9 protein-coding genes are annotated in these 23,798 nt (G+C 64.0%); 2 read left to right on the forward strand and 7 right to left on the reverse strand.

Annotated elements, in window-relative coordinates:
- Positions 1 to 3 precede the first annotated feature (3 nt).
- Together KHO31_RS25225 and KHO31_RS25230 are read left to right on the forward strand one after the other, a co-directional pair.
- Positions 4 to 1,461, forward strand: coding sequence for a hypothetical protein (locus KHO31_RS25225; protein WP_201078749.1), 1,458 nt, complete (start codon positions 4 to 6; stop codon positions 1,459 to 1,461).
- A gap of 734 nt (positions 1,462 to 2,195) precedes the next feature.
- Positions 2,196 to 2,810, forward strand: coding sequence for a VOC family protein (locus tag KHO31_RS25230; protein WP_236071460.1), 615 nt, complete (start codon positions 2,196 to 2,198; stop codon positions 2,808 to 2,810).
- Positions 2,811 to 2,984: 174 nt separating this feature from the next.
- Here the strand turns inward: KHO31_RS25230 and KHO31_RS25235 are convergent, their stop codons facing one another.
- The 7 genes from KHO31_RS25235 to KHO31_RS25265 are packed head-to-tail and all read right to left on the reverse strand — an operon-like array spanning position 2,985 to position 23,797.
- Positions 2,985 to 4,313, reverse strand: coding sequence for a nucleotide disphospho-sugar-binding domain-containing protein (locus KHO31_RS25235; protein ID WP_201078745.1), 1,329 nt, complete (start codon positions 4,311 to 4,313; stop codon positions 2,985 to 2,987).
- Positions 4,310 to 5,347 (reverse strand): pyridoxal-phosphate dependent enzyme, encoded by a 1,038-nt coding sequence (locus KHO31_RS25240; RefSeq protein ID WP_201078743.1) that lies wholly within the window; start codon positions 5,345 to 5,347, stop codon positions 4,310 to 4,312. Before KHO31_RS25240 ends, KHO31_RS25235 begins: the two co-directional genes overlap by 4 nt.
- Positions 5,348 to 5,371: 24 nt before the next feature.
- Positions 5,372 to 5,578: an MbtH family NRPS accessory protein gene (locus KHO31_RS25245; protein WP_201078741.1), complete on the reverse strand. Its 207-nt coding sequence runs from the start codon at positions 5,576 to 5,578 to the stop codon at positions 5,372 to 5,374.
- Between the two features lie 49 nt (positions 5,579 to 5,627).
- Entirely contained in the window at positions 5,628 to 6,866 is a 1,239-nt protein-coding gene (locus KHO31_RS25250; RefSeq protein WP_201078739.1) for an aminotransferase-like domain-containing protein, read from the reverse strand.
- Positions 6,867 to 6,889: 23 nt separating this feature from the next.
- A complete protein-coding gene (locus tag KHO31_RS25255; protein WP_201078737.1) occupies positions 6,890 to 7,798 on the reverse strand; it encodes a DNA methyltransferase family protein in 909 nt (302 codons plus the stop codon).
- A 5-nt stretch (positions 7,799 to 7,803) separates the two neighbouring features.
- Positions 7,804 to 14,739: a non-ribosomal peptide synthetase gene (locus KHO31_RS25260; protein WP_201078735.1), complete on the reverse strand. Its 6,936-nt coding sequence runs from the start codon at positions 14,737 to 14,739 to the stop codon at positions 7,804 to 7,806.
- Positions 14,729 to 23,797 (reverse strand): non-ribosomal peptide synthetase, encoded by a 9,069-nt coding sequence (locus KHO31_RS25265; RefSeq protein WP_211624348.1) that lies wholly within the window; start codon positions 23,795 to 23,797, stop codon positions 14,729 to 14,731. Before KHO31_RS25265 ends, KHO31_RS25260 begins: the two co-directional genes overlap by 11 nt.
- Position 23,798: the final 1 nt, after the last annotated feature.

Below are 23,798 nucleotides of genomic sequence, written 5' to 3' on the forward strand. Positions count from 1 at the left end.
ATCATGCGCGATGATCGCCAAGAAGAACACGAAACGCCGATTCTCTGGCAGGCGAAGAGCATTGCCGAAGCACGCTTCACGTCACGCCCCGAGTGGAGCACCGCCGGCGAATCCATGTGGATGCGCCTGTCGAAATTTTCTTTATGCAATCGGCTGACGTTGCACGAACTATCAAATCTGGTCCTCCTGCCGCCGAAGGAAATTCCCACAAACGGCGTAGATTTGCGTCGTGCCGATCGATTCGACCCAGCACGATTGGGTGATCTGCTGCAGATTTCTCCGACAGACGTGACAACCGCATTCTGCTACAGCACGCCCGGACTTACCAACGCGAGCACCGAACTCCGTTACTGTCGCGAATGCTTGCAGCAGGGTTTTCACGCCGCATGGTTTCAGTGGCGCTTCATCGTGCGTTGTCCACTGCATCAACGCGCCCTCAGGCTCGGTTGCCCCGGTTGCACACGGCCCATTAAATACACGCTTCAGGGCAACATGGCGGAGTATCCACTTGTCTGTGTGCGATGCGGCAAGCAATGGGTACCGGACTTGCACAAGCCTGCTGGGCGATGCACGCCGATATCGGGACGCTCGGCTCGAATTCTGCGCAGGTGGCAAGCTTACGTCGCCGAATCCACCACGCGCCTTTCGGAACTCTCGCGTCGACAGCACGATCCCCAGACGGGCCAGTTCCTAGCAGCGCAACGCAATCGCGCAGCCTCGATTCGCCGCACGGCCCACCTACGCATGTCGAACCGACTTTACGATACTCCACCGCCGATGATTCCCGATCTGTTGGAAAGGCAACCCCGGCCCTCCACGGACTCACGCGGTCCCAAACCCGATTCACCCGAGCCTGGCCGGCCTCGCTTCAGCCAGATGAACTGGCCTCACTTTACGCAGCGGTTTCTTGAACTCGAGTCAACACTCTTGCAATTTCAGGACGCGTTTTTTGGGCACACACTTCGCAACATCGATATGCCAGCGTGGAGCACGCTGTGCCGTCAGCAATTCACCATCGCCACCAATGCCGTCAGCATCGAGACAGTGACAGCCCTCGGATGGCATTTGAGTTGGCTCGGCTTCGCTCGCACATGCGATCGCGTTCACCGGCTCTCGACGCCTGCATTGGGTCTGTCCGGTTGGCTCGCACATAGCCCGGATCGCCCTCTTGCGATCGCATACGCCGAATGGACCGACCAGTTGATAGCTTGGCTGCAGGAGGATCTAACAACGTCAGCCTGGATATGGCATCGCCTCGTGTCGTTCATGCGACCGTACAAGTCCTATCACCTGCACCCGGCTCTCGCGCGCCCGGCTGAACTTGCCGCGTGGCGCTCAAGTCAACCGTATCGGCATGGCATCGCGGCAAAACCGCCTCAAGATCTCGCCATTGAAGGCATCGGCCTTCCAGCTAAATGGGACGACTTTACGTCAATGATTCGACAACGCGTTGATAAATAATGATTTTTCAAGATCACGCGCTCCCGAATTTGCCTATGGGACGACTTTAAGTCAATTTCCCGGACAACTTTGTGTCGTTTGACACCTGATAGACGCTGAAGCGCCACGCAAACCCTAACCGACCCGGGCGCCCGGGAAATTACGCCCAAATTCGATCGGCGACCTGCGGAAAGTAAGTCTTGAAGGCGTTGGCCGAATAGTTATTCCCCACGCGTCACACCGTGCAAAGCCCGGCGACGTGGAAAGCTGGGCATAGCAGATCGCGCGCCGATCGCACGTCTGTCAGATCACGAGGCGGGCGACGCCGACCTTGCCACGCTACGTGCGCGTTCACCCGGCCATGAATTACTGCACCTACTAGGAAATCAACATTAGGCGACGATCCAGAATCGTGAATGACGAATCGATAGGGCCGTCGGAGGTCGTATGGCCGGAGGTAGTCAGCCGTGTGCGACCGGCGCCCGCGCGCTGGAAAAATGGCGAATGCGCGGTTATGAAATTCAGAAAAAACCGCATTCCTGAAACGCATTGAATTCGTGTCTCGACGCCATTTGAAACGTCCGCATCCGCGAACCTTTCTCGGCCCGGTGACGCGGATCCGTTACGCGCTCTCCGTGCATAAATTCGCTGAAATCTGCTTTGTGGCCGCTGATTCTTGGAGTAATCTCTTTCCGTTAGGAGCAGCTAAATTGTTGTGTGAAATGCCATTGCAATAGCCGTTTCAATTGACGGTCATGTCGGGGATCAGCAGTGGATGCCACCGCGTCCGCCGCAGGGCTCGTCGATCGACTGCCGTTGAAACCTCGACGACAGAGGCAGTGACAATGCAGACCGACTCGCTATCCGAAGCTGAAAATTTACCCATGAACGTGCTGCACGATCTGGTGATAGAGATCGATCACGTGGCACTTGCAGTCGAAGATCTGGATTCGGCGCTACGTTGGCATTGCGGTGCACTTGGATTTCGCGAAGTCGAGCGTCGTGTCACCGCCAGCGATCGAACGGGGATGCGTTCCGCCGTCCTCCAGGCTGGACGCTCCATTGTGGTGCTGGTCCAAGGCATCGGCGCGGATTCGCATATCAGCCGGTTCATCGCCCGACATGGTCAAGGTATCCAGCATATCGCGCTCGCCGTGTCGGACCTCGACGCCGCGATCGAGCGGTTGCGCATCCGTCACGTCCTCATCGACTCCGACGTGATCGCCGGCGAAGGCATCCGTCAGGTTTTCGTGGGACGCGACCCATCCAGCGACGTGCGGTATGAATTGATCGAGCGGCGCGGCGGTTCGTTCAATGATCGAACGGTGCGTCGCCTGTTTCTCGCCCTCGAGCGGGACGGCCTGTATTGATCGCCCTCCCCTTTCTCTCCGGCACGAGACGCGGCGCAGCATGAACGGCCGGCAGCTGGCGGTTCATGCAGTTCGCATCGACGTCGGCCATTTGCGTGTTCGGCCCGACACCGCCGCTTCGGCGGACATACTCCCAAGCGCAGGCCACGTTCGCGCTCGCCCGATCGATTGCCGTCACCGCCCAGCGCGGCGCCCGACCGCGTATTGCTCGAGCATGTTCTCGGCCACCTCGTCGCGATCGTAGCGTGCAAAAATCCGGCTGAACTCGAGCGCGCGCGCACGATACGAAGGGTTCTCGAGCAGGTCGCCCACGTGTTGCGCGATTCGTTCAGGCGTGCATCGCCGCACATCTTCGGCAATGCCCACGCCGTGATACACAACTCTTGCGCCCAGCCCCGGCTGATCCGCCGATTGCGGCAGCACCAGTAACGGAATTCCGTAATGGAGCGCTTCCTTCACCGAGTTGGCGCCGCCATGCGTAATCGCGACGTCCGCGCGCGACAATGCGGCCATCTGCGGCACCCAAACGCGAATGTCGATGCCTAGGCCGTTCACGTTCGCAAGTCCGCGCAGCCATCGCGCGGTATCTTCGTCGCCGGTCGAGATGAGCCATCGCCAATCCGTTGCTAGGCGAGACGCTGCAAGCACCTGACGGTACAGATCCCGCTTCATGTGCCCCTGCTGACGACCGACCGTGCCCAAGTGGCAATAGATCAGTGGTCCTGCCCCGGGTGGCGTTGCACACGCGTTCGTCCGGACTGGGTCCGTGTCGACGCACGGGCCGAGATACGCGATGCGAGCCGGCAGCGTGTTCACACGAGGAAAATCGAACTCGCGCGCGTGCAGCACCAGTTCCGGCACCGATCGAAACGCGACATCGATCGGAAGCGGCCGCGTCACGTTCTCGGCGCGCAACGGAAATCCAGTATCGCTCGCGGCGGCAAGCATCGCGCTACGATGCGACACGCCCGTTCGCCATTGCTGATAGACACAATCGGCGCGGTAGGCGGCATAGCGCGCCCGCGCGCCCCACCATTCGCACCGGATCTTCCAGCGCTCGAACAGGGCGTCGTGAGGCACCGTCGCGCTTGTATACGGTGGAACCAACGGATCCGGACTCAACAGCGGCTTGGTGCTGAAACTAATTGCCGGGACGCCGAGCCGATGAAAGAGCGGATAAAACTCGAGAAGAAACGGCTGAAAAAGAAGCAGATCCGGTGCATGCCGCTCTATGACGCGCGTTGCGCCGCCGGCCGCGACACGCAGCCAGTCTTGCAGTGCCGCGAGCCTGCCGGCGCAGCGGGACGCATGCTCAACCGCCGCGCCCGGTCCATCCATCCACTCCTCGCGCTCGCAGGCGAATCCGGCATCGGCGATCGCCTGTGCGGATCGAGCACCGACGAACGCGACCGAATGCCCACGCCGTTGAAGCCGGCGTGCGACGCCGATCGATGCATGCGTATGGCCGATGTGTTCGTCGGCGAGAAACAGAAATCGCTTCATCGACCATTTCCCGCCGTCTGCTGCTGGACCAACAAACGGTCGGCATCGCCCTCGTCAATCGCTCGCTCCGATGGACGCCGGATACCGCCCGAAAGCCAGAGCAGCGCCCTGAAATCCTCGCGCTCACGCGACAGCATCACGGCGAGTGCCTTGCCCGTATAGGTTTCGTCCGGACGGATGCCGACCGCTCGCTCGAACCAGGACGCGGCCGCCGTCGCTTCGGGCACGGCTTCGCCGTAGCCGCCGCCAAAAAGCCCGTCGACCGGTTCGATCGTCGCAAGCACGGTCTCCGGCTGCGGAAGGCCGCCCGCGCACACGGTTCGCGCGCTCGCCAGCATCGCGTCGACCATCGGCGCGAACGCCTCACGTGTCGTGGGCGCCGCCGGCGACACCGCAACCGCCATCACGCGCATCGCGTCATGCCGCGCCTGGTTCCATACCGCCAGCCCCGTGGCAATGCCCGCCGCAAGCCTGCCGCTCGCACACGCGAGATAGACGCGTGACGGCCGGTTCGCGTCCGGTAACGCGTCGAGCCCGCGCGCCAGTTCCAATCCCGCTTCGACGTACGCGACACGTGCCTGAGGATGATCGCCGCCAAACGGAATGACCAGCACCGACAGCCCGCTCGAGCGCAGGCGCGCGAGTGCGCGTTGAGGTTCCGAGGTAGCCATTCGCAGCGATCCGCCATGCGTCATCAGCTCATAGCGGCAGCCGAACGCGAGCCCCGCCGAGATCGCGGCGCGGGCGCCGGGCGTATCCGCTTGCGGTTGCACCAGCGCATGACATTGGATTCCCCACGCGGTGCACGCGTACGCGGCCGATGCAACCAGCGACGAACCGGCCGATGCGAGAAACAGCAGCGCATCGTGACCTTCAGCCCGGATCACGGGATGCAGCGCCGAAAGAAAACGCATCTTGGAGCAACCGACCCACGGCGCGAGCAGATCATCGCGCTTCAGATAGAACTCGAAACCCGGCCCTGAAGCCGTCACCAGCGGAGTCGGTGCCGCGATCAGCGAGTCGGCCCGCGACATTCGAGGATTCTGTGCCATCACCGGTCACAGCGACGGGCCGCTCCAATTCCGCTCGATCCAATCGAGACACGCGTGACGACTGCCCTCGACGCCCAATCCTTCCCATCCGTCCGGCAATGCCTTGATGCTCGGCCAGATCGAATGATCGCCTCGCCCGTTGCGCACCACGCGCCAGTGTTCGAACGGATCGTCGTCTTCGCGGTCGTCCTGCTTCGGCTCTTCGGGTTCCATGCTGCCTCCTGCCTCTATTGGGGGTGATCGTCGATCCGCCATGAGCGCCTCAACCCGGCGATGGCGACGCCCGCATCTCCGGCCGCGTCGCTTCGCAACGACGGGCGATGAATCGGGACAACCGGGCGACACCGGCATCGATCGATGCTGGCGACACGTTGCTGAATGCGAGTCTCATCTGGTTGCACCCGCGACCCATCGTTGAAAACAATTGCATCGGCATCGCCAGTACACCGTCGTCGCGTGCACAGTCGAGAAATCCTTCGGTGTCGAATACGAACGGGAGATCGACGGTCAGAAAGAAACCGCCTTCGGGCTTGCGCCATGCGATGCCGCTCGCACGCAGCGGAGCCAGCTCGCGCTCCAGCGCCTCGCACATGTGCTCGCAATTGCGCCTGACTTCATCGACGCGCGGCGCAACCCAATGCTCCAGTCGATAGTCCTGCTGCATCAGCAAACCCGCCAGCATGCCTTGCGTGATCGGCGAGGTTGCGACGGAGAGATAACTCTTGATCCATGAAAATCGGTCGGCAAGCGTCACGGCCTGTGCATCCTGCCGGTCCGCGAACATCACGGCGACGCGCAATCCGGGAAGCACCGTCTTCGCGAACGACTCCACATACACGACATGGCCGTCGCGATCGAGCGACTTGATCGTCGGCAGCGCGGTACCACTGAACCGGTAGTAGCGGTAAGCCGCATCTTCGATGATCGTGAATTCATATGTCGACGCGAGCGCAAGCAACCGCTCGCGGTCTGCGAGCGACATCACCTGTGCGCCGGGATTCGAAAAATCCGGAATGACATAGACGCAGGCGACCGGCGGTCCGCCCGCCACAAGACGCTCATGCAGCCGGTCGATGAAGCTGCCGTCGTCCGGTGCGCACTCGAGCGCGATGCCCAGCACACGCGCCGCCCCGGAAAAACCGATGTAGCACGGATCGGACGTGAACGCGACGCCATCGCGACCCACGAGCCCGGCGAGGCATATCGCGAATGCTTCCTGCGCACCGTTGGTCACCGCACAGGCGTGCGCAGTAGCCATCGGAAGTCCGCTGCGGCGCAGGTATTCGGCCGCCGTCTCGCGGACCGTGCCGCTGGTGTCGCTGTACTGGCCGGCATCGGTCCATCGTATCGCTTCGTCGTCCGGCGATTTCGCCGTGCGCTCGATGAAATGCGCGAGCCATGCGCCCGTGTGCCGGGCGCTCACGTGCGCCTGCGGCGGACGTCCGGCCAAAAACGAAATCGCCTCCGGATATCGTCGGGCCGCCTCGTTCAGCAGGTTCATCGTTTGGTCGCCTTGCGTGCTCATCATCGTGCTCCCGACCGCTTGCGTAACACGTAGTACTCGAACAGCGCATCGCGCGAAGGCGTTGCCGCGAGTCGCGACAGCACGTCGTAGCCCCGCATCTCGAAGAAAGCGGCGGGCAACTGCACCGGCGTGTGCCCGAAGACCAGACAAATTCCGCCAGCACGCAGCGTTTCGCTTGCCGAATCGAACAGCGTCGCGGCCTGCGCGAACGTGACGACGTCGACGTTCAGATGTCTCAGCACGAGCAGATCGACCGTACGCGGCATTCGCGCCGGCGTAATGCTGTCGCCGACGTGCACCTCGTCCAGGCGCGTGCGCGCCAACGCGGCCATGCCGGCGTTGCGATCCTGACCGATCGTGTGTGTCGCCGGAAAGTGCGCTTTCACATGGGCGAGGAACGCACCGGTCGAACAGGCCGGATCATAGGCCACGCCCGAATGCCAGCCCAGTTCACGCAGCGTATTCACCGACGCCGCGCGAAAATGAATCTCGTCGCGATCGAGCGCCGCACAGAATTCAGGGGCCGGATTCCAGTCGGCATCGCTGGATACCGGTTCCACACCCGGCGACACGATGCGTGCGAACGGATAACTCAACGATGCATCCGGATCATGCACGGCATTCTCGACCAACTCGCTTGCGAACGCCACACTGACGGGCCGGTAGTAGACGGTCACGCCGTCCGCCGTTACGCGCGTGCCGGCGATGCGTCCACGAATCATCGGCGCATCGATCAGGCAGCATTTTCGGCGCTCATCGGGTTGCATCGGATCGCAGCAAACCTCGGCCTTCACGCCGACCAGTCGCTCTCCCCGCGTTCGCAGCTCGAATATGTCGAAGGGTTTCGCGTCGAACGCAACCGTGAACGTACGCACCGAACACTCGATATCTGGGGCGATCCGTGTCATCGCATTCACCGCCAGTCAGTCCGCTCGTCGAGCGCCGACGCGATTGCGATCGCGGTCGTCGCCAGATGGCGGCCAAATAGTTGATTATGATCGCCCGCCACCGGACAAACACGCAGCTTGGGCCAGCGTTGCCCCGACCAGCCATTGCAGGGTCCCAACTCGGGCACTCGGCCGTCCTGCGCCTGAAGCAGCACGACGTTGCCGTCGAATGCGGGAGGTGTCGCGGACAGCGACAGATACGTATTGTGCGCAATCTCCTTCCGCAGACTTTGCGCGAGTTCCACATCGGTTTCGATTTCCGGCATGCGCCGGTATGTGTCGCCGGGATCGCAGCCACACAGGTTGTAGCTGTCGATCATCACGACCTTCGTCGCGTCGCCGCCGTGCGCGCGCATCTGCCGCGCCATTTCGAGCGCGACGACGCCGCCGAAGGACCAGCCGCCGAGCGCGACTGGCACGTCATCGGCTATCCCGCGCACCCACTCGACGTAAAGCTGCGCCATCTCCGTCAACGTCGAAAATTTCGCGTCGGCAAACTGCCTCGGATTGTTGAATGCGACGATGCGCCGGTTCGGAATCCATCGATCGATTCCGCGATAACAGAGGCTCAACCCCTCTACCGGATGGATCAGGAAGAGCGGCTCTCGCGAAGCCGCATCGGGCATCGCGACATCGATGATGTGGTCGCGGCCGGAACCTTCGTACGGTGCGAGCATCGCTTCGGCCATTGTCGCGATCGAAGGAAACTTGAAGACGTGGCTGACCTCGACATGCGTGTTGGCAGGCAGACGCTGGCGAATCGCGAGCACCAGCTTCATCGCCGCGAGCGAATGGCCACCTGCCTCGAAGAAGCTTTCGTCACGGCTCCGGGGCGGGCGGCCGAGCACGTCATGCCAGGCTTGTGCGATGCCGGCTTCGAGCGAGTTGGACGACACATTTGCCTGCGGCGTCTCATCGAGCACAGACCGCGTTCCCGCGTCCAACAACGGCATCGCCACCGGCTCGTGGAATCTCAACAGCGCTTGCCGATCGAGCTTGCGGTTCGCGTTGATCGGCAGCGCGCCGTGGATCGTGACGGGCAGCCTCAGGCCGTAAGGCAACGCGGTGGCCGACCAGGCGCGAATCGCGTCCCCGTTCGCGCCGAGCGCATCGTCGCGCAGGCTGACGTGCAGGTGCAGCGAAGAGCGAGACGGTCCGGCGAGCACGACTGCCGCCTCTCTGATCGCAGGATGCCGCCGGAACAGATGCTCGATCATGTCGAGGTCGATTCGCCTGCCGTTCAGTTTGACCTGACGATCGGCCCTGCCGCGAAACTCCAGCTGACCGTCGAGCCGCCGAATGGCCCGATCGCCGCTCCGGTACATGACGGCGCCTGCCGGTCCCCACGGATCGGGCAATCGCGCAAGCGCGGTGGCTTTCGGGTTGCCCACATAACCTTCGAACAGCCCGTCTCCAGCGATATAGAGTTCGCCTTCGACACCATCGGCAACGGGACGAAGCCAGTCGTCGAGCACATGAAGGAGCGCGCCGCCGCTTGCGCGTCCCAGCGGCACGCGAGCGTGTTCTGCGTCGCCAGGCTCGCAGCGCCTGTCCGTCACGCTCACCGATGCCTCCGTGGGGCCGTAGCCTTGCCATAGCGACGCCATCAGGCCCGCCGAAAAGAAGCGGCGCAATGTGTTCGGCGACAGCGTTTCGCCACCGGTTATCACGCATCGCAAGCTCGCGAGTGCCGACGGATCGGCGACCTGTAGCAGCAGATCGAGCAGCGAAGGAATCAGGTGCAATACACCGATACGATGTCGCTCGATCGCGCGCGAAAGCCGCAGCGGATCGGCCGTTTCGGCATCGTTCGCCACCACTACCGTGCCACCGGACGTCAACGGGTAGAAGAACTCCCACAGACCGATGTCGAAGCCGGGCGCGGCATTCGCGAGAAGAACGGGCCGCTCGCCGTGATCGCCGCTATAAAGCGCCGCTGTCGTGCGGATCCGTGCGACGAGTCCTCGCTCGATGCACGACACCGCCTTGGGCATGCCTGTACTGCCGGAAGTGAACAGCATGAATCGTCCGCAGTCTGCGGCCGGTGCCGGCGGCGCATCGTCACCATCGTCGAGCGAAGGCCAGTCCAGTACCGACACACCGGGCAGATCGGCACGGTCTTCGGCCTGCGAACCGTGGTCGATCGTCGTGGAGATATGTCTCGCGCCGGCGGTCATCGCGCAACTGCGGATCAATGCGCGCGGGTGAGCAGGATTGAGCACCGCAGGCGTCGCCCCGATGCGCCAGATCGCAAGCAGCGCCGCGACGAGCTGTCGGCTGCGCCTCATCTGCAACAGCACGACATCGCCTGCACATACGCCCGCGCGGCGCCAGCTCCTGGCCACGTGACGGATCGTTCGCTCCAGATCGGCGTAGGTCCATTCGCGTTCGTCGTCCACGATCGCGATGCGCTGCGGGGTCAGGCATCCGTGCTCGGCAATCAGCCTGTCGAGCGAGGCCGCCGGCTCTAGCGGCGAGCGCACCTGGTCGCGCGCAGTCGCCGACACGATCGTGACCGGCGAAGCCGCCGCCGCGCGCGCGGGCAACGTCGCAAGCGGCGCCTGCGGCGTGTCGACGAATGCAGCAAGCAATGCGCGGTAGTGCGCGATGAACGCGCCGATCTCGGCATCGTCGAAGTGCGCTGTGTCGTAGTTGAAATGCAACTCGAGTTCGCGCCCGGGAAGCACAATCAGCCCGAACGGATATTCCGTTTTCTCGTCGCACTGTCGATCGATGATCCGCAGGCCACAGATGTCGCCGTGAGGCAGATTGTCCTCGGGATAGTTTTCGAAAGCGATCAGGCTGTCGAACAGACGATCCTCGCCACGCTTGCGTCCGCGCCATTGCCCGACGATTTCCGACAGCGGGACATGAGCATGCAGTGCCGCTTCCGCGAGTGCCTTCTGGGTCTGTCGAAGCAGCGCAGCCACGCTGTCGGACGCACGATGGCGCACCCGCAACGGAATCGTATTGATGAAAAGTCCGACCATCGTGTCGGCGCCATCGAGCTGCGGCGGCCGCCCTGAAACGGCAACGCCGTGCACGACGTCGAGCGTCCCGGTGCGCGCGCCCAGCATGAGACTCCATGCGCTCTGGATCACGGTATTGACCGTCACTTCCGTTTCGCGGGCCAATGCCCCGAGCGCATCCGTCTGCTGCGCGGACAGGACGATCCTGCGAGTCGAAAAGCGTCCCTCCCGGTCTTGCCCGAAGCGTGAGAACAGCGTGGGTGTCGCGAAGCCATCGAGATGCTGCCGCCAGAACTGACGATCCGCGTCGCCCGTGCTACGCTCCGCAAGCCACGCGAGGTAGTCGCGAAATGGGCGCGGGCGCTTCAGGCCGTGCGGCCGGCCTTCGACATTCGAAGCGTAGCATCTGAACGTATCGCCCCAGATCAGCGACAGGCACCAGCCATCAAGAAGCAGATGATGGTGGCTCCACACGATGAAATGCCGGTCCGACGCAACGCGGATCAGAAGGAAGCGCCAGAGTCCGGCCTTGTGCAGATCGAATCGACGTGCGCGATCTTCGTCAAGGAATGCGTCGAGGCGCGCATTGAGCGACGGTTCGTCCGCCGACGCCATGTGCGTCCAGTCGATCTCGACGATACCTTCTTCGACCCGCGGCGCGACATACTGCACGGGCCGATCGAGCCCGTCGGACAAGTATCCCGTTCGAAGCGCTTCGTAGTGTTCGACGACATGCATCCATGCGCGCGCAAGCGAGTGTCGATCCAGTGGACCGCGCAACTCGATCAAGTTCTGGTTCAGATAAGCATCCGAATCCGGCCAGAATCGCGCGCGCAGCAACATGCCCTCCTGCATCGGCGCGAGACGATACACGTCGTACGCGTCGGCAAGCGGCGCACGAAGCGGCAATCGCGACGGCGTCGCCGCCGCGATCTCAGGCAGATCCGCTGCCGTCCGCAACGCGGGATCGCGCATGCATAACTGAGCAAATGTTTCCATCACAGTCTGCACGCAATCCACGCGGCCCTGCAGCGCCGCGCCGCCCAACGCAAGCGACACCCTGTCCCGGTGCACCGTCGCGACGACCCATAGGTTCTCCGCATTCGCAAAGCTGCGCACAACGGACGCCGGAAATTCCGGCGCAATCGCGGGCCGACTGGAATCGGCGCGCGCAGCGGATTCACCGACGGCTTGCACGATGTCGCGCGCATCCACGATCACGAAATGGCACAGGACCGAATCGGGTTGATTCTCCGTCGCGAGCGGAGTCTGGCCGATTCTCGCGAGATGAAGCGCCCGCAGTTCCTGATCGCTGCCATGCCAGTCCGATAACTTCATCGTCAGCACGTGCTCGAACGCCAGCCGCCCAATGAGCGGCGATACCGCCCATCCGGCGTCTCGTGCCCACCGTCTGCCGTCCGACACGTGGCATTGCGCTGCGTCGACACCCGCCCGCGCCAAGCCTGTCAGGACAGCGCCGACGACCAGATCAGGCACGACGTCCGCCGTCGGAACGCGATACTCGCCGTTGCCGTCGAGCGAAATCGCATGCGCGTGGACCTCGACGTCCGCCGTCGCTTCATTGCGGTCGGCGCGTTCGATGCGACGGATCGCCCCGCGCGCAGAATCGGGCGCGGGCAGCTTCGCCGCGGTCCGTGCCCAGTCCTGATATGCACGTGCGATACGTTCGGGATCATCCCCGGCAATCACGTCCGCCAGTCGGGCGACGCTCTCCCAATCGATCAGCGTCGGCGAACAGACGAGCAACAGACGCGCGTCGTCTGGATTGCCGCAGGTCGCCGCCGCGAAGCTTCGCGCAGGTTTATCCGTCAATCGTGCGGCAAGCTCGTCGAGTGCCGCAGCGGGCTCCGTGCCGGGCATCGCGACATACCAACCGGCATGCGGGACGCCAGCGAGCATGCCGAACAGCGTGTCGACCCTCGAGAGCGCCGCTTGCGTTTCGGGCGACTGCATCCCGTATGGCCAAACGAACGTCACAGCCACGACGTCCCCGCGCGCGAAACCGCGAGACCACGGACACACCGGCGGCAACGGCGCGATCGCAACGGACGGATGTGTGTCGACGTCGTGGCGCATCACCGAGGCCAGCGCGCGCAACGTCGGATGCGCGAATACGTCGGCCACTTCGAACAAACAGCCCTGACCGCGCGCGCGCGCGACCGCCCTGATCGCAAGGATCGAATCACCGCCCAACGAGAAGAAATTCTGATCGGCCGCCACATCCGGCACACCCAACAGGTCGCGCCAGATGGTGGCGAGCCGCATCTCGCTCTCGCTAAGCAGGCTGTGCTGCTCGATCGGCGCGGATGGAGGCTCCCAGCGCGGCAGCGAATCGCGATCGAGTTTGCCGTTCACTGTCGTCGGCATGCGGTCGAGGCCGACCCATGCGGAGGGCACCATGTAGGGCGGCAGCGCAGTTGCTACGAAGTTTCGCAGTTCGCCCTCGATCGCCGCGAGCGACACGCTCGCGGCGGTGACCACATAGGCAATGAGGTGACTGGCAATCCCATTGGCCTGAAGGACGATCGCCACTTGCCTGATCTTCGGGTGATGTCGGACGACGGCCTCGATCTCACCGAGTTCTATCCGGAAGCCTCGCACCTTCACCTGCTTATCGCGCCGGCCGATGTATTCCAGCACGCCGCCCGGATGACGTCTGACGAAATCGCCCGTGCGATACAGTCGGGCGTCGGGCCGATCCGAGAACGCGTCGGGAACGAAGCGTTCCGCCGACTGGCGACCGCGCCCGAGATATCCGTTGCCGACCGCGACACCCCCAAGATAGAGCTCGCCCACGCTGCCCATTGCAACGGGCTCGCCGTCGGAACCGAGCACATAGGTATCGACATTGTCTATCTGGCGACCGATCGGAACGAAATCATACGGATCGGCCGGATCGAAACGCCACGCGGTGACGTCGATCGCCGCCTCGGTCGGACCGTAATAGTTGTAGACGGCCGCCGGCAGCCGCTGCGTGCAACGCAGCGCGGTCGCCCGCGGCAACGCCTCTCCGCTGCACACGATCGCGCGCAAGCTGCCGCAGCGCTCGGGCACGGCCGGCTCGAGGAACGCATCGAGCAGCGTCGGAACGAAGTGACATATGCTGATGCGGTGCCGCTCGATCAGCGCGCCAAGCCGGTTTCCGTCGCGCGCATCGTCCCCGTCGGCGATGACGATCGTCGCGCCCGTCATCAGCGGCAGTAGTTGCTCCCAGACCGAAACGTCGAAGCCGAATGCGGTCCTGTGAAGGATCGTGTCCTCCTCGTCAACCCGCAACGAGTCGCGCATCCAGGTCAGCCGGTTGTACAACGCGCGGTGATCGATCGCGCACGCCTTCGGCACACCGGTGGACCCCGACGTGTGAATGACGTACGCCGTATCGCGCCCGCGGCGGTCGTCGCGCCGGATACCGGCCGCCTCTACCGGTGGCGTCTGGCCGAGCACCACCCACGTGCCGACGTCGAGAAGGCGCGCGATGTTCGCGTCGGCGACGAGCAGCGGATCGCCGCAATCGGCGATCTGACGCCGCAAGCGTTCAGCAGGATGATCCGGATTCAGCGGAACGAAGCACGCGCCGGTGCGCAACGTCGCAACGACCGCGACGAGTCGGTCGATGCCCGGCGCGAGCGCGATTGCGACGGCCGTCGCGCGTTGCGCGCCGAGCGTACGCAGCAATTGTTCCGCCGCTTCGACGCGGTGCCAGAACGCCCGGTAGTCCAGGCCCTGCTCGCGGTGAACTACCGCCACGCGATCGCCGAAACGCTGCGCGGCCTGCGCGATCAGATCGTCGACGAACGGGCGCTCGGGCAACGGCACGTGACGGCCTGCTCCGCAAACAAGCTCCGTATCTTCGATTGCTGCAGCGTCCGTCGAGTCGGACAGCAATTGGGCCAACGGCAGATCAAGGCTCATGATCAGCCTCCCCCGTGTTTTCTTCCGAGCGACGGTGCGCCGTCCGGCCAAGCACCTGAAGCATTTTGCGCATCTGCACTTCGATCTGCGCGCCGCGCGCCAGCAGCGCGCGGTCGGCCAGCAGGAACTCAAACTGCAGTTCGCGTTGCGGCATGCACACCAGGACGAAGGGCATCGTGCTCTGCTCACGCGACGGCAAAATTTCCAGCCACGCGGTGTCGTCGAGCCGCACCTCGCACCGGTCGCCAGGCGTGTTCTCGAACACGAGCATCGAATCGAACAGCGGCCCTTGCGATGCACGCTGCCGGGCGGCGGCCGACATCGCCTGCGCGAAGGAACCGTGACTATCCTCGATCGCATCGAGCAGTGCCAATTGCACCGACTGAAGAAACTCCGCCGCGCCACGGGTCAGGTCGGCGCGCGCGACGAACGGCACGGCGTTCATGCACAGGCCGACGATCCGCTCGCTTGCCGGCACGTCGGCAGGTCGTTGCGAGACGACAAGGCCGCAAGCGAGCCAGCGCTCGCCCGTCAGCTGGGCCAGGCAGAGCAGCCACGCCATCAGCACGATGCCGTGCAGCGTCGCGCGCTCCTCGACCGCAAGTCGGCGCAGCGCATCGGAAGTCTGCGCATCGATCGTGAAGGTAAGACTGGTTGGTTGCGCGGCCGCTGGCAAAGTCGAGGTCCAGAGCCGGCACGGTCGCTCGAGCTGGGACAGCCTGTCGGTCCAGCGCGCCGTCGCGTCCGGCTGGCTCGCGAGCCAGCGTACGAACGTCACGAATGCCGGCGACGGCCTCGCCACCGTCGCGGCCTCGTCTCGTGCATACGCGTCGCCGACGGCTTGCGCGACCAGCGACAGGCTCCAGCCGTCGAAGAGCAAATGATGGTGGGACCACAGCAACCGTTTGCAGTCGTCCGCGCAAACGAGATACCAGCGCGATAGCGGCGCACGCGACAAATCGAACGATTCGCGCAGATCGTCGGCCATCACTCGCGTCAGGGCGGCGTCCGCCGACTCGTCTTCGCACGCGATGACTACCCGCCAGTCGATGGCGGTTCGCGCGACGCTCAATCCGTCGTCCAGGGTTACGCTTGCGCCCGTACGTTCGACTTTGCGCAACAATCGCTGCTGCGGCATGTCGGCACCATAGCAGTCAAATGAGATCGCAAATACGTCGTGCGCCGCGACCACCACGTCCCACGCGCGACGCAGTCGCTCGGTATCGACCTGACCTTGCAGCGAATAGCAGATCTGCGTGTGATAGCAGCGCGGATCTCGCAGCGTCTCGGCAAGCATGCCCATCTGCAACGGCGTCAGCGGATACGCTATGTAATCGTCATCGCCGTTTCCCGCGCAAACTGTACCGCCCATACGATCGCTTCGCACCGCCCCCGTTTCCGTCCCGCCGGTCGATCGAAGGACGGTCTGCAATGTGTCGACGAAGCGCTCGAATACGGCCTCGCTGAATCGCTGTGCGTCGAAGTCGACATCGACGGTAAGTGCGTCGCCGTTCTCAACCGCTTCGATCGCGATCGCGTGGAGCGGCGGGGTATCGTGACTCCAGGTCACGTGCGCGCCTTGCCACGAAGGTTCGCGCTCGCGACGCGATTCCGCCGCAACGAGTTGGACCGCCATCGGCGCGATCCGTGAACGAGCAAGTAAAACACCACTGCGATGGGCAGAGATCGCCGCGTCCAACCATTGCGTTCGCGTCGAGGGACGCTCGACAGTCATGCACTGCAACCCAGTGAACCAGCCAAGGACGCGCGGATCGATTTGATCGGTCTCGTGGCGCAGATCGATTTCCGTATCGATCGCCACGCTGTTTTCTTCAAAAGTCGAGCAAAAGGCTTCGGCAGCCGCCGAGCAAAGCGCCACACCAAGCGGTGCGCTCGCTGCGGCGGTCCTGATGCGCCAAGCGGTAACTGTCGTTGCGTCAACGCGCACCAACCGGCGACGCCTGCCGCCGTCGCCACGCCGCGCACCGAAGGATTCGTGATCGTCGGCCAGCCACGGACCATATTGTGCAGCCGCTTGCAGTGACCGGCGCCATTGCTCCGTCATCGACGATGCATCAATTGTTTGGCCACGCTGAGCGTCCGGCTGATCGCCCGGACACGCGCTGTACGACCGATGGAACTCATCGATCAGAACCCGCCAACCCGCCTGATCAATCGCCGCATGGTGAACGGCAATGACGATTCGTGAGTTCCGCGCTCCGCTGGCAACCAACAACACCGCAGCATATCCATCGCGCAAAGCAACTCGCGCGCGAGCGTCGGCTAGCAGCACCTCCTCGGAAGTCGATTCATCAGCCCGATAGACGCGCGGCGCGCGCGCACCCGAAACGGTCGCCTGCATCCTGCCATGGGCATCCTGGTTTACGCGCAACCGCAGCGAGCATTGCTGCGCGACAGTCTCCGTCCACACGTCTCGAAGGCGAGTGATCTTCAGCGACCCGTCGATCGACAGACAGCATGCCTGCACACCGGCAATAGTATCCGGACCGTACTGCCGGAGCCATGCTTCGGCCGCCGGTGTCAGCACACGAGCGACGTCCGTGGACCGGGCCACGCACCCACCCGCATCGGGTTCGACGCGTGACCGCTCGCGCAGGCAACATGCCAACGACGCCGGGCTCGAGTGCTCGAATATGTCGCGTAGCGAGATCTGCATGCCGAGCACTCGCATTCTGGCGAGAATCCGGATCGCCGTGATCGAGTCGCCGCCGCTCGCAAAGAGATCGGCATCGGCGCTGACCATCGGTTGCCCGAATACCTCGGCCCATACCTTCAAGGTCACGCCGAGCAGAGGATCGGTTGGCTGACGATCGTTGGCGGAAGCGGGCTCGAGCGTCGCGGCTTGCGGATGCCAGACCGGATCCGGCAACTTCCGGACATCGATCTTTCCATTGACGTTGACCGGCAACGCCGGGAGCACGATCAACTGCCGGGGGCGAGCCGCCAATGGCAGCCATCTTGCCGCGTAACCGATTGCGGCCTTGCGTACCGCCGCCTCACGTTCGTCGCTCGCAATCCACGCCACCAGCGTCACTTCGCCTGCCGGTCCCGGACGTAGCGCGGCACGCGCGTCACGCACGCCCGGCACGCGCTGAAGCACCGCTTCGACTTCCGAAAGCTCGATGCGCACGCCAGCTAGCTTGACCTGGCGATCGCGCCGGCCGTAGTAACCGAGCGTTTCGTCCGTACTCATGCGAACACGGTCGCCCGTGCGAAATGCACGCCCTCCGCCCGCCGCCGGGATGAAACGTAGTGCAGTGGTGTGTGCGTCGCCGAAATAACCATCGCACACCGGCAGCCCCTCGATCAGCAGTTCGCCGATCAGCCCGCGCGGCAGCACGTTACCGGCCGCATCGATGACTGAAACCGTGCAGCCGGCGACAGGCGTGCCGAGTGGCAATCGTTCCGACGCGATCGAATCGCTGTCGCCATCACCTCGCCAGCGCAGCATGAAAATCGACGTTTCTGTCGGTCCGTAGGTGTGGTGAAGCGTTGCACCCAGACGCTCACGCACCGCCCGAAAGAGCGACGGCGACAATGCTTCGCCGCCCGCAACGACGTGTCGCAACGTGCACGGGCACCGCACGAGGTCGACGAACGGCGCGAGCAGGCTTGGCACGAAGTGCGCGACCGTGATGCGATGGTGCTCGACCCATTCGGCAATGCGTCCGATGTCTCCGTGCGCATCGGCCGGAAAAATCACCAGCAGCGCTCCGCTAAACAACGGATGAAGCAATTCCCAGAGCGCAATATCGAACGCCGGCGCAGCCAGATGCAGAAAGCGATCGTCACGCCCGAGCGCGATGTTCGAGCGAGACCATTGCAGCAGGCTCGCGAGGCCCCGCCACGGACAGATCACCGCGCGCGGCGTGCCCGTGCTTCCCGACGTGAAGGCGATATATGCGGTTGCCGCGAGCGGCGATGCGGGAACGGAGTGCGCATCGCCGGGAAGATTCTTTACGTCGAGCAACACGGCGTCGCCCGTGCGCAGCGCCTCCAGGCACTCCGCGTCCAACCCGTCGAACAGCACGAAGCGCACCGGCATCTTCCGAGCAATAAGATTGAGGCGCCCGGCGGGAAGCGCCGGATCGATCAACACCGGCGTCGCGCCGATTCGCCATACGGCGAGTAACGCAGCCAGATGCGAGACTGAACGCGGCAGCGCCACACCCACGGTATCGCCAGCCGCTACCCGACCGTCTTGCGTCAACGACGCAGCGATCGCCATCACCCGCGCGACGAGCGCCGCACGTGTCCAGCACCGCAATCCGTCGTCGACCACAGGCGCTTGCGGATCTCCCTCGAACACGTTCGCAAGACACGCGGCAATGTCGATTGGCGACGTCGATTCGACTCCACTTCTTCTCGCGGCCGACGGTGAAAGCGGATCGATCAGCGACTGCTGCCATAGCGGCAGCTCTGGCTGGTCGGCACATCGATGAAGGAACCACTGAATCGACGCGGCCCAATGTTCGACGTCGCCTCGCTCGTAAAGCGCCGCACTCGCGCGCAGCTCCACCGACCAATCGCCGCTACGATCGCGCCGCAGAGACAGCTCGAGCGGCACGCGTGTCGATTGCACGGCCGCATCGTGTCGTATGTACGGCCGCGCGCACTCGAACTGGTCGTCCAGATCGACGACGACGCCCGGCATGCCGGATGCCGCGCCAGCAGCACGTAGCACCCGAGTGATCGTCGACGGCGACACGGCGGCATGTTCGAGAACGCCGGAGAGCAACGCACGGCATTGAAGCGTGAACGACGTCAGGGATGCGTTGCGGGCAAGTCGCGTGCAGATCGGAAGCAGCCGAACGGCGCTGCGAATCAAATCCGGTGCGTCGAGCATCCCGGACACCGACACCGGAACACCGACCACGAGGTCGTCGCATCCCAGCGCCCGATGCAGCCACGCCTCCAAGCAGCTCAGCGCGGCGCAAAAGCCGGTCACTTGCAGTGAGTCCCGAAGCGCGCCGATCGCGCGCCCGTCGACCGGCACGCAAACCCGATGAGCATCGGTCGTGCGCACGAGACCGGACGCGCCCTTGCGTTGTGGCGGCAGAACGCCGGACGCATCGACTTCGGCAAGCTGCAACTTCCACCAGTCGTCGGCGTGCGAGTCGATCGGCCATGACGGAATTTGAGCGGGTATCGCGTGGGACTTCGTGTTCTCCGCAACGTCGTGCTGCGTGACCAAGTCGATCAGTTGCCGCCAGAAGAGCGCGATGCCACGTCCGTCCATCACCGCGTGATGCGCGTGCAATTCAAGCGCGGTGCCTGAACCGTTCGCTTGAATGCCGAGTCGCCATCCAGGCTCGTGTGTCAGGTCGAACGTCGTGGAATCGCTCTGTCGGATGGATTGCTGCGGCCCGCCGAGTGCGTCGATGCGCAGCGCGCGATCGACCGCGGCGTTCACGGATAGCAATTGCCAGTGATTCGCGCCTGTGTCGGCGAGAATCGCCCGCAACATCGGCTGACGTGCGGCAAGTGCCAGCACGGCCGCGCGCCATTGCACCGCGTCGAAAAGATGGCCGAACTCGATTCGCTCGGCGATCACATACGGCGAAGGCCCTTCCGCGAGCGCCTCGTCAAGCAGTATCGCAGTTTCCGTCGGCCATAGTTCGAACCGCGTCGATGACGCGCTCGCAAGCCCGTCAGCAGGCGCAATCGCGTCGCGCACGGCTGTCGAGTGGCGTTCCGTCTCGTCGATACGTCGGTCGTCGCGTGCCGAATGCGAAACGGCCGGGAGCAGTGCGACGCGCCGTACGAGCTCGCCAAAGCGCATGTTGCTAAGCAGCCACGCGACCGGCAGCGCCAATCCGAGACGGCGACTCGACTCACCGATGATGCGCATCGCCAGCAACGAATGTCCGCCGATCGATAGGAAGTCGTCGTTCTCGTCGATCGTCGCGACGCCCGCGATCTCGGCGATCAGTTTGAGCAACGGCTCGCTACTGCTGCGATCGATTGCCGCGCCGTGCTCGTCGGCGGACTGCGCGACGACTCGGGCGACCGCAGCTCGATCGAGTTTGCCTCGCGCGGTGACCGGCAATCTCGGCAGAACGATCACGCGCGACGGCCATTGAATCGGCGAAAACGCATCGCGCCATTGCGACTGGAGCGATGCAACTGTCGCACCGGGAACCAACGACAGGACAGCCACGAGACGCGCGTGACCCTGACTCGCGTCAACGGCGATCGCCGCCTGCGCGATACCGTTCTGGCGAGACCAAATTGTCTCGAGCGCCGTGGGCTCAACGCGAAAGCCACGAATCTTAACCTGCCGATCGGACCTTGCGACAAAGTACAGCCGTCCGTCCAGATCGCGCACGACGAGATCCCCGGTTCGGTACATCCGCACACCGGGCTTCCCGGCGAACGGATCCGGAAGGAATCGCGTCGCGGTCTCCACCGCGCAACCGGCGTATCCTTCGGCAAGCGACTCTCCGCCGATGAAAAGCTCGCCGACGATTCCATCCGGCACCGGCCGGAACAAGGGATCGAGGAGATAGAGACGCACGCCAGCGCGTGGCGCGCCGATGCTGGGTGGCGGCCCGGCGCTCACCACGACTGTCGTCTCGGTCGGTCCGTAGGAATTGAGCAGATCGATAGCTGGCGCACAGCGGCGCCATGCTTCCAGCGACGAAGCACTGACCGCTTCCCCTCCAATGACCACGACGCGCATCGATTCCGGCAGCGTCCGACCGCATGCCGCGCGCTCCTGAACCAGCAGTCCGAAGAATCCTGTCGGCAGATCGGCCACCGTCACATGGTGACGCGCGCAGTATTCGACGAACGCGGCGGCCGACGACGACGCGAGCGCATTGCGGAACACGATCGTCGCGCCCGATAGGAGCGCAGGAAAGACCTCCTCGAGAAATGCGTCGAAGCCGATCGAGCAGAACTGCAACACGCGATCGTCGGCGGCTAACTTCACGCGAGACGCGAACCATCGCATGTGAGCGCCGATCGCGCGCAGAGATAGCAGTACCGGTCGGGGCGTGCCGGTCGTTCCCGAAGTGAACAGAACTAGACGACCGCCCATGCCCTTGGAGAATTCGATGACCGGCGGATGCTCGGCGCGAAGGGCATGGGACGGCGCGTCGTCCAACGGTAACTGCCATTGCGCGAAGTGCGACGCGAATCGCTCCCGCGCTTGCTCACCTGTCAGCACGAGCGCCACGCCGAGCGCATCGAGCGGATACTGACGCACCAAAGGTTCGTCGGGGTCGAGAAGCACGACGGTGTAGCTGCCCACAAGCCCGGCCAGAAGCGCAGCCAGATGCGTCGGGCCGCGTTTCACACACAACGCGATCGTCGCTCCCGACTCGACGCGCTGTCGCAGGCCAGTGCCGATTGCACTGACCAGCGCGCCGAACTGTGTCCGCGACAGAACGCGATCGTCGTCGATCAATGCCACGCCCTGCGGATCCACGTGCAGCCGGTCGATCACCGCACCGAGCCATTCATCGTCATCGGTCGAGTTGAGGTGCTCCGAGCCCACACAGGCAGCCGTCGCGGACGAGTCGGTTGCCACGTCAGCCGGTACATCCGTCGACGCATCGACATCACCGGCAGCATTGCAATGTTCGCGTAGCATGTCGTCATCGCATGTCGGCAAGACCGCAACGCGTATATCGACGACGCCGCGATCGTCGGGCTCCGGCGCGTTCGCCCAAGCATCCAAAACACTCAGCAGATGATCGAGCAACGCTCGCATCGCCGGGGATCCGAAGCGCGTCGCGTCGAAGTCGATCGCGAGCCACAGGCCGTCAGTGCCTGGATGCGCGAGCACCGTCAAATCGAGCGCGGTCGGATACGGTCGCGGCGGACATAGCCGAAGCGTCGCCGAACCGAACGTCCATGGCCGGGCCGCGCCGCCCCATGCGAACACAGACTGCACCAGCGGAGACCGGCTCGTGCCGGCCAACCCCGCTTCTCGAACGATCTCCGCGAACGGCAATTCGCGATGCTCGAACGCCATCGCAAGTTCGAGCTGCACCTGGCGAGCCAGCGCGTCAAGGTCGGTCTCCGCGCGAACCGTGACGCGCAGAGGCAGCGTTTCCATGAATGGCCCGATCGCGGCAACGTCGCCGGGCACCAGATCATGCAGGCTGACTGGCACACCGATCACCTGTTCGCGCCGGTCGTCGACGGCTCCGAGCGATGCCGCGAATCCGGCCAAGGCCAACGCATGCGGCGTGCAGTCGAGCCTGCTCGCGCGCGCTTCGAGTAACCGCCAGGGTTCCGCGGCAAGCAAGCCCTCGATTCGTCCGACCGCGTTCTCCGGATCGCCCGTCGGATGTGCGCTCGCATCGTGTGGCCCGTCTATGGAATCTCCAACACACTCGGCACCCGTCTTGCCGACGTCGACGCGCCCCAGCGCAGGAAATCGCCAGCGATGCTCGCTCGAACAATCCGCGAGCTTTGCGCGCCAGTAATTTCGACAGCGTGCAGTCACCTCGGCATCAGGACACAGCGCGCGATCGAGATCACGATAATCAAGCACCGGCGTTTCGCCCCCGCCGTTGTAGAACCTGGCGAGGCTGTCGAGCATGTGCTCGATCGACTGTCTGTCAGCGAGCAAGTGGTGAAAGCTGACACGCAAGTGCCAGCTTTCCGGATCGATGACTGCAAGCTGAAACCGCATCGGACCGGGCCGCAGCACATCCACGACAGGCGGATGCGCGCGAAACTGCGGCCCCGCATCGGTGACGGGCACCGTATCGATCACCGGCAAGCGTGGCGCGTATGTCAAACCGTCCCAAGGCGTGACCACGCCCTGTATCGCCGGATGACAGAGCGCGACGTTGTGAAGCGCGCGTTGCAGCTCGATCACATCCAACGGGCCTTCGCCCGCGAGGTCCACCTCGACGACGTACAACGCGTTGTTGCCCGCTCGCGCGCAGTCGAACGCCATCGCGCTCTGCATGGGGAGCAGCCGCGCGTTCGGGCTCGCCGATTCGCTCCCGGGTGGCGCGTCGCGATCCGTGACATGGCGATCCGCGGCACACGCATGCAGGACGTCCGGGCGTTGCATG

This window comes from Paraburkholderia domus (genome assembly GCF_905220705.1).
GTDB lineage: Bacteria > Pseudomonadota > Gammaproteobacteria > Burkholderiales > Burkholderiaceae > Paraburkholderia > Paraburkholderia domus.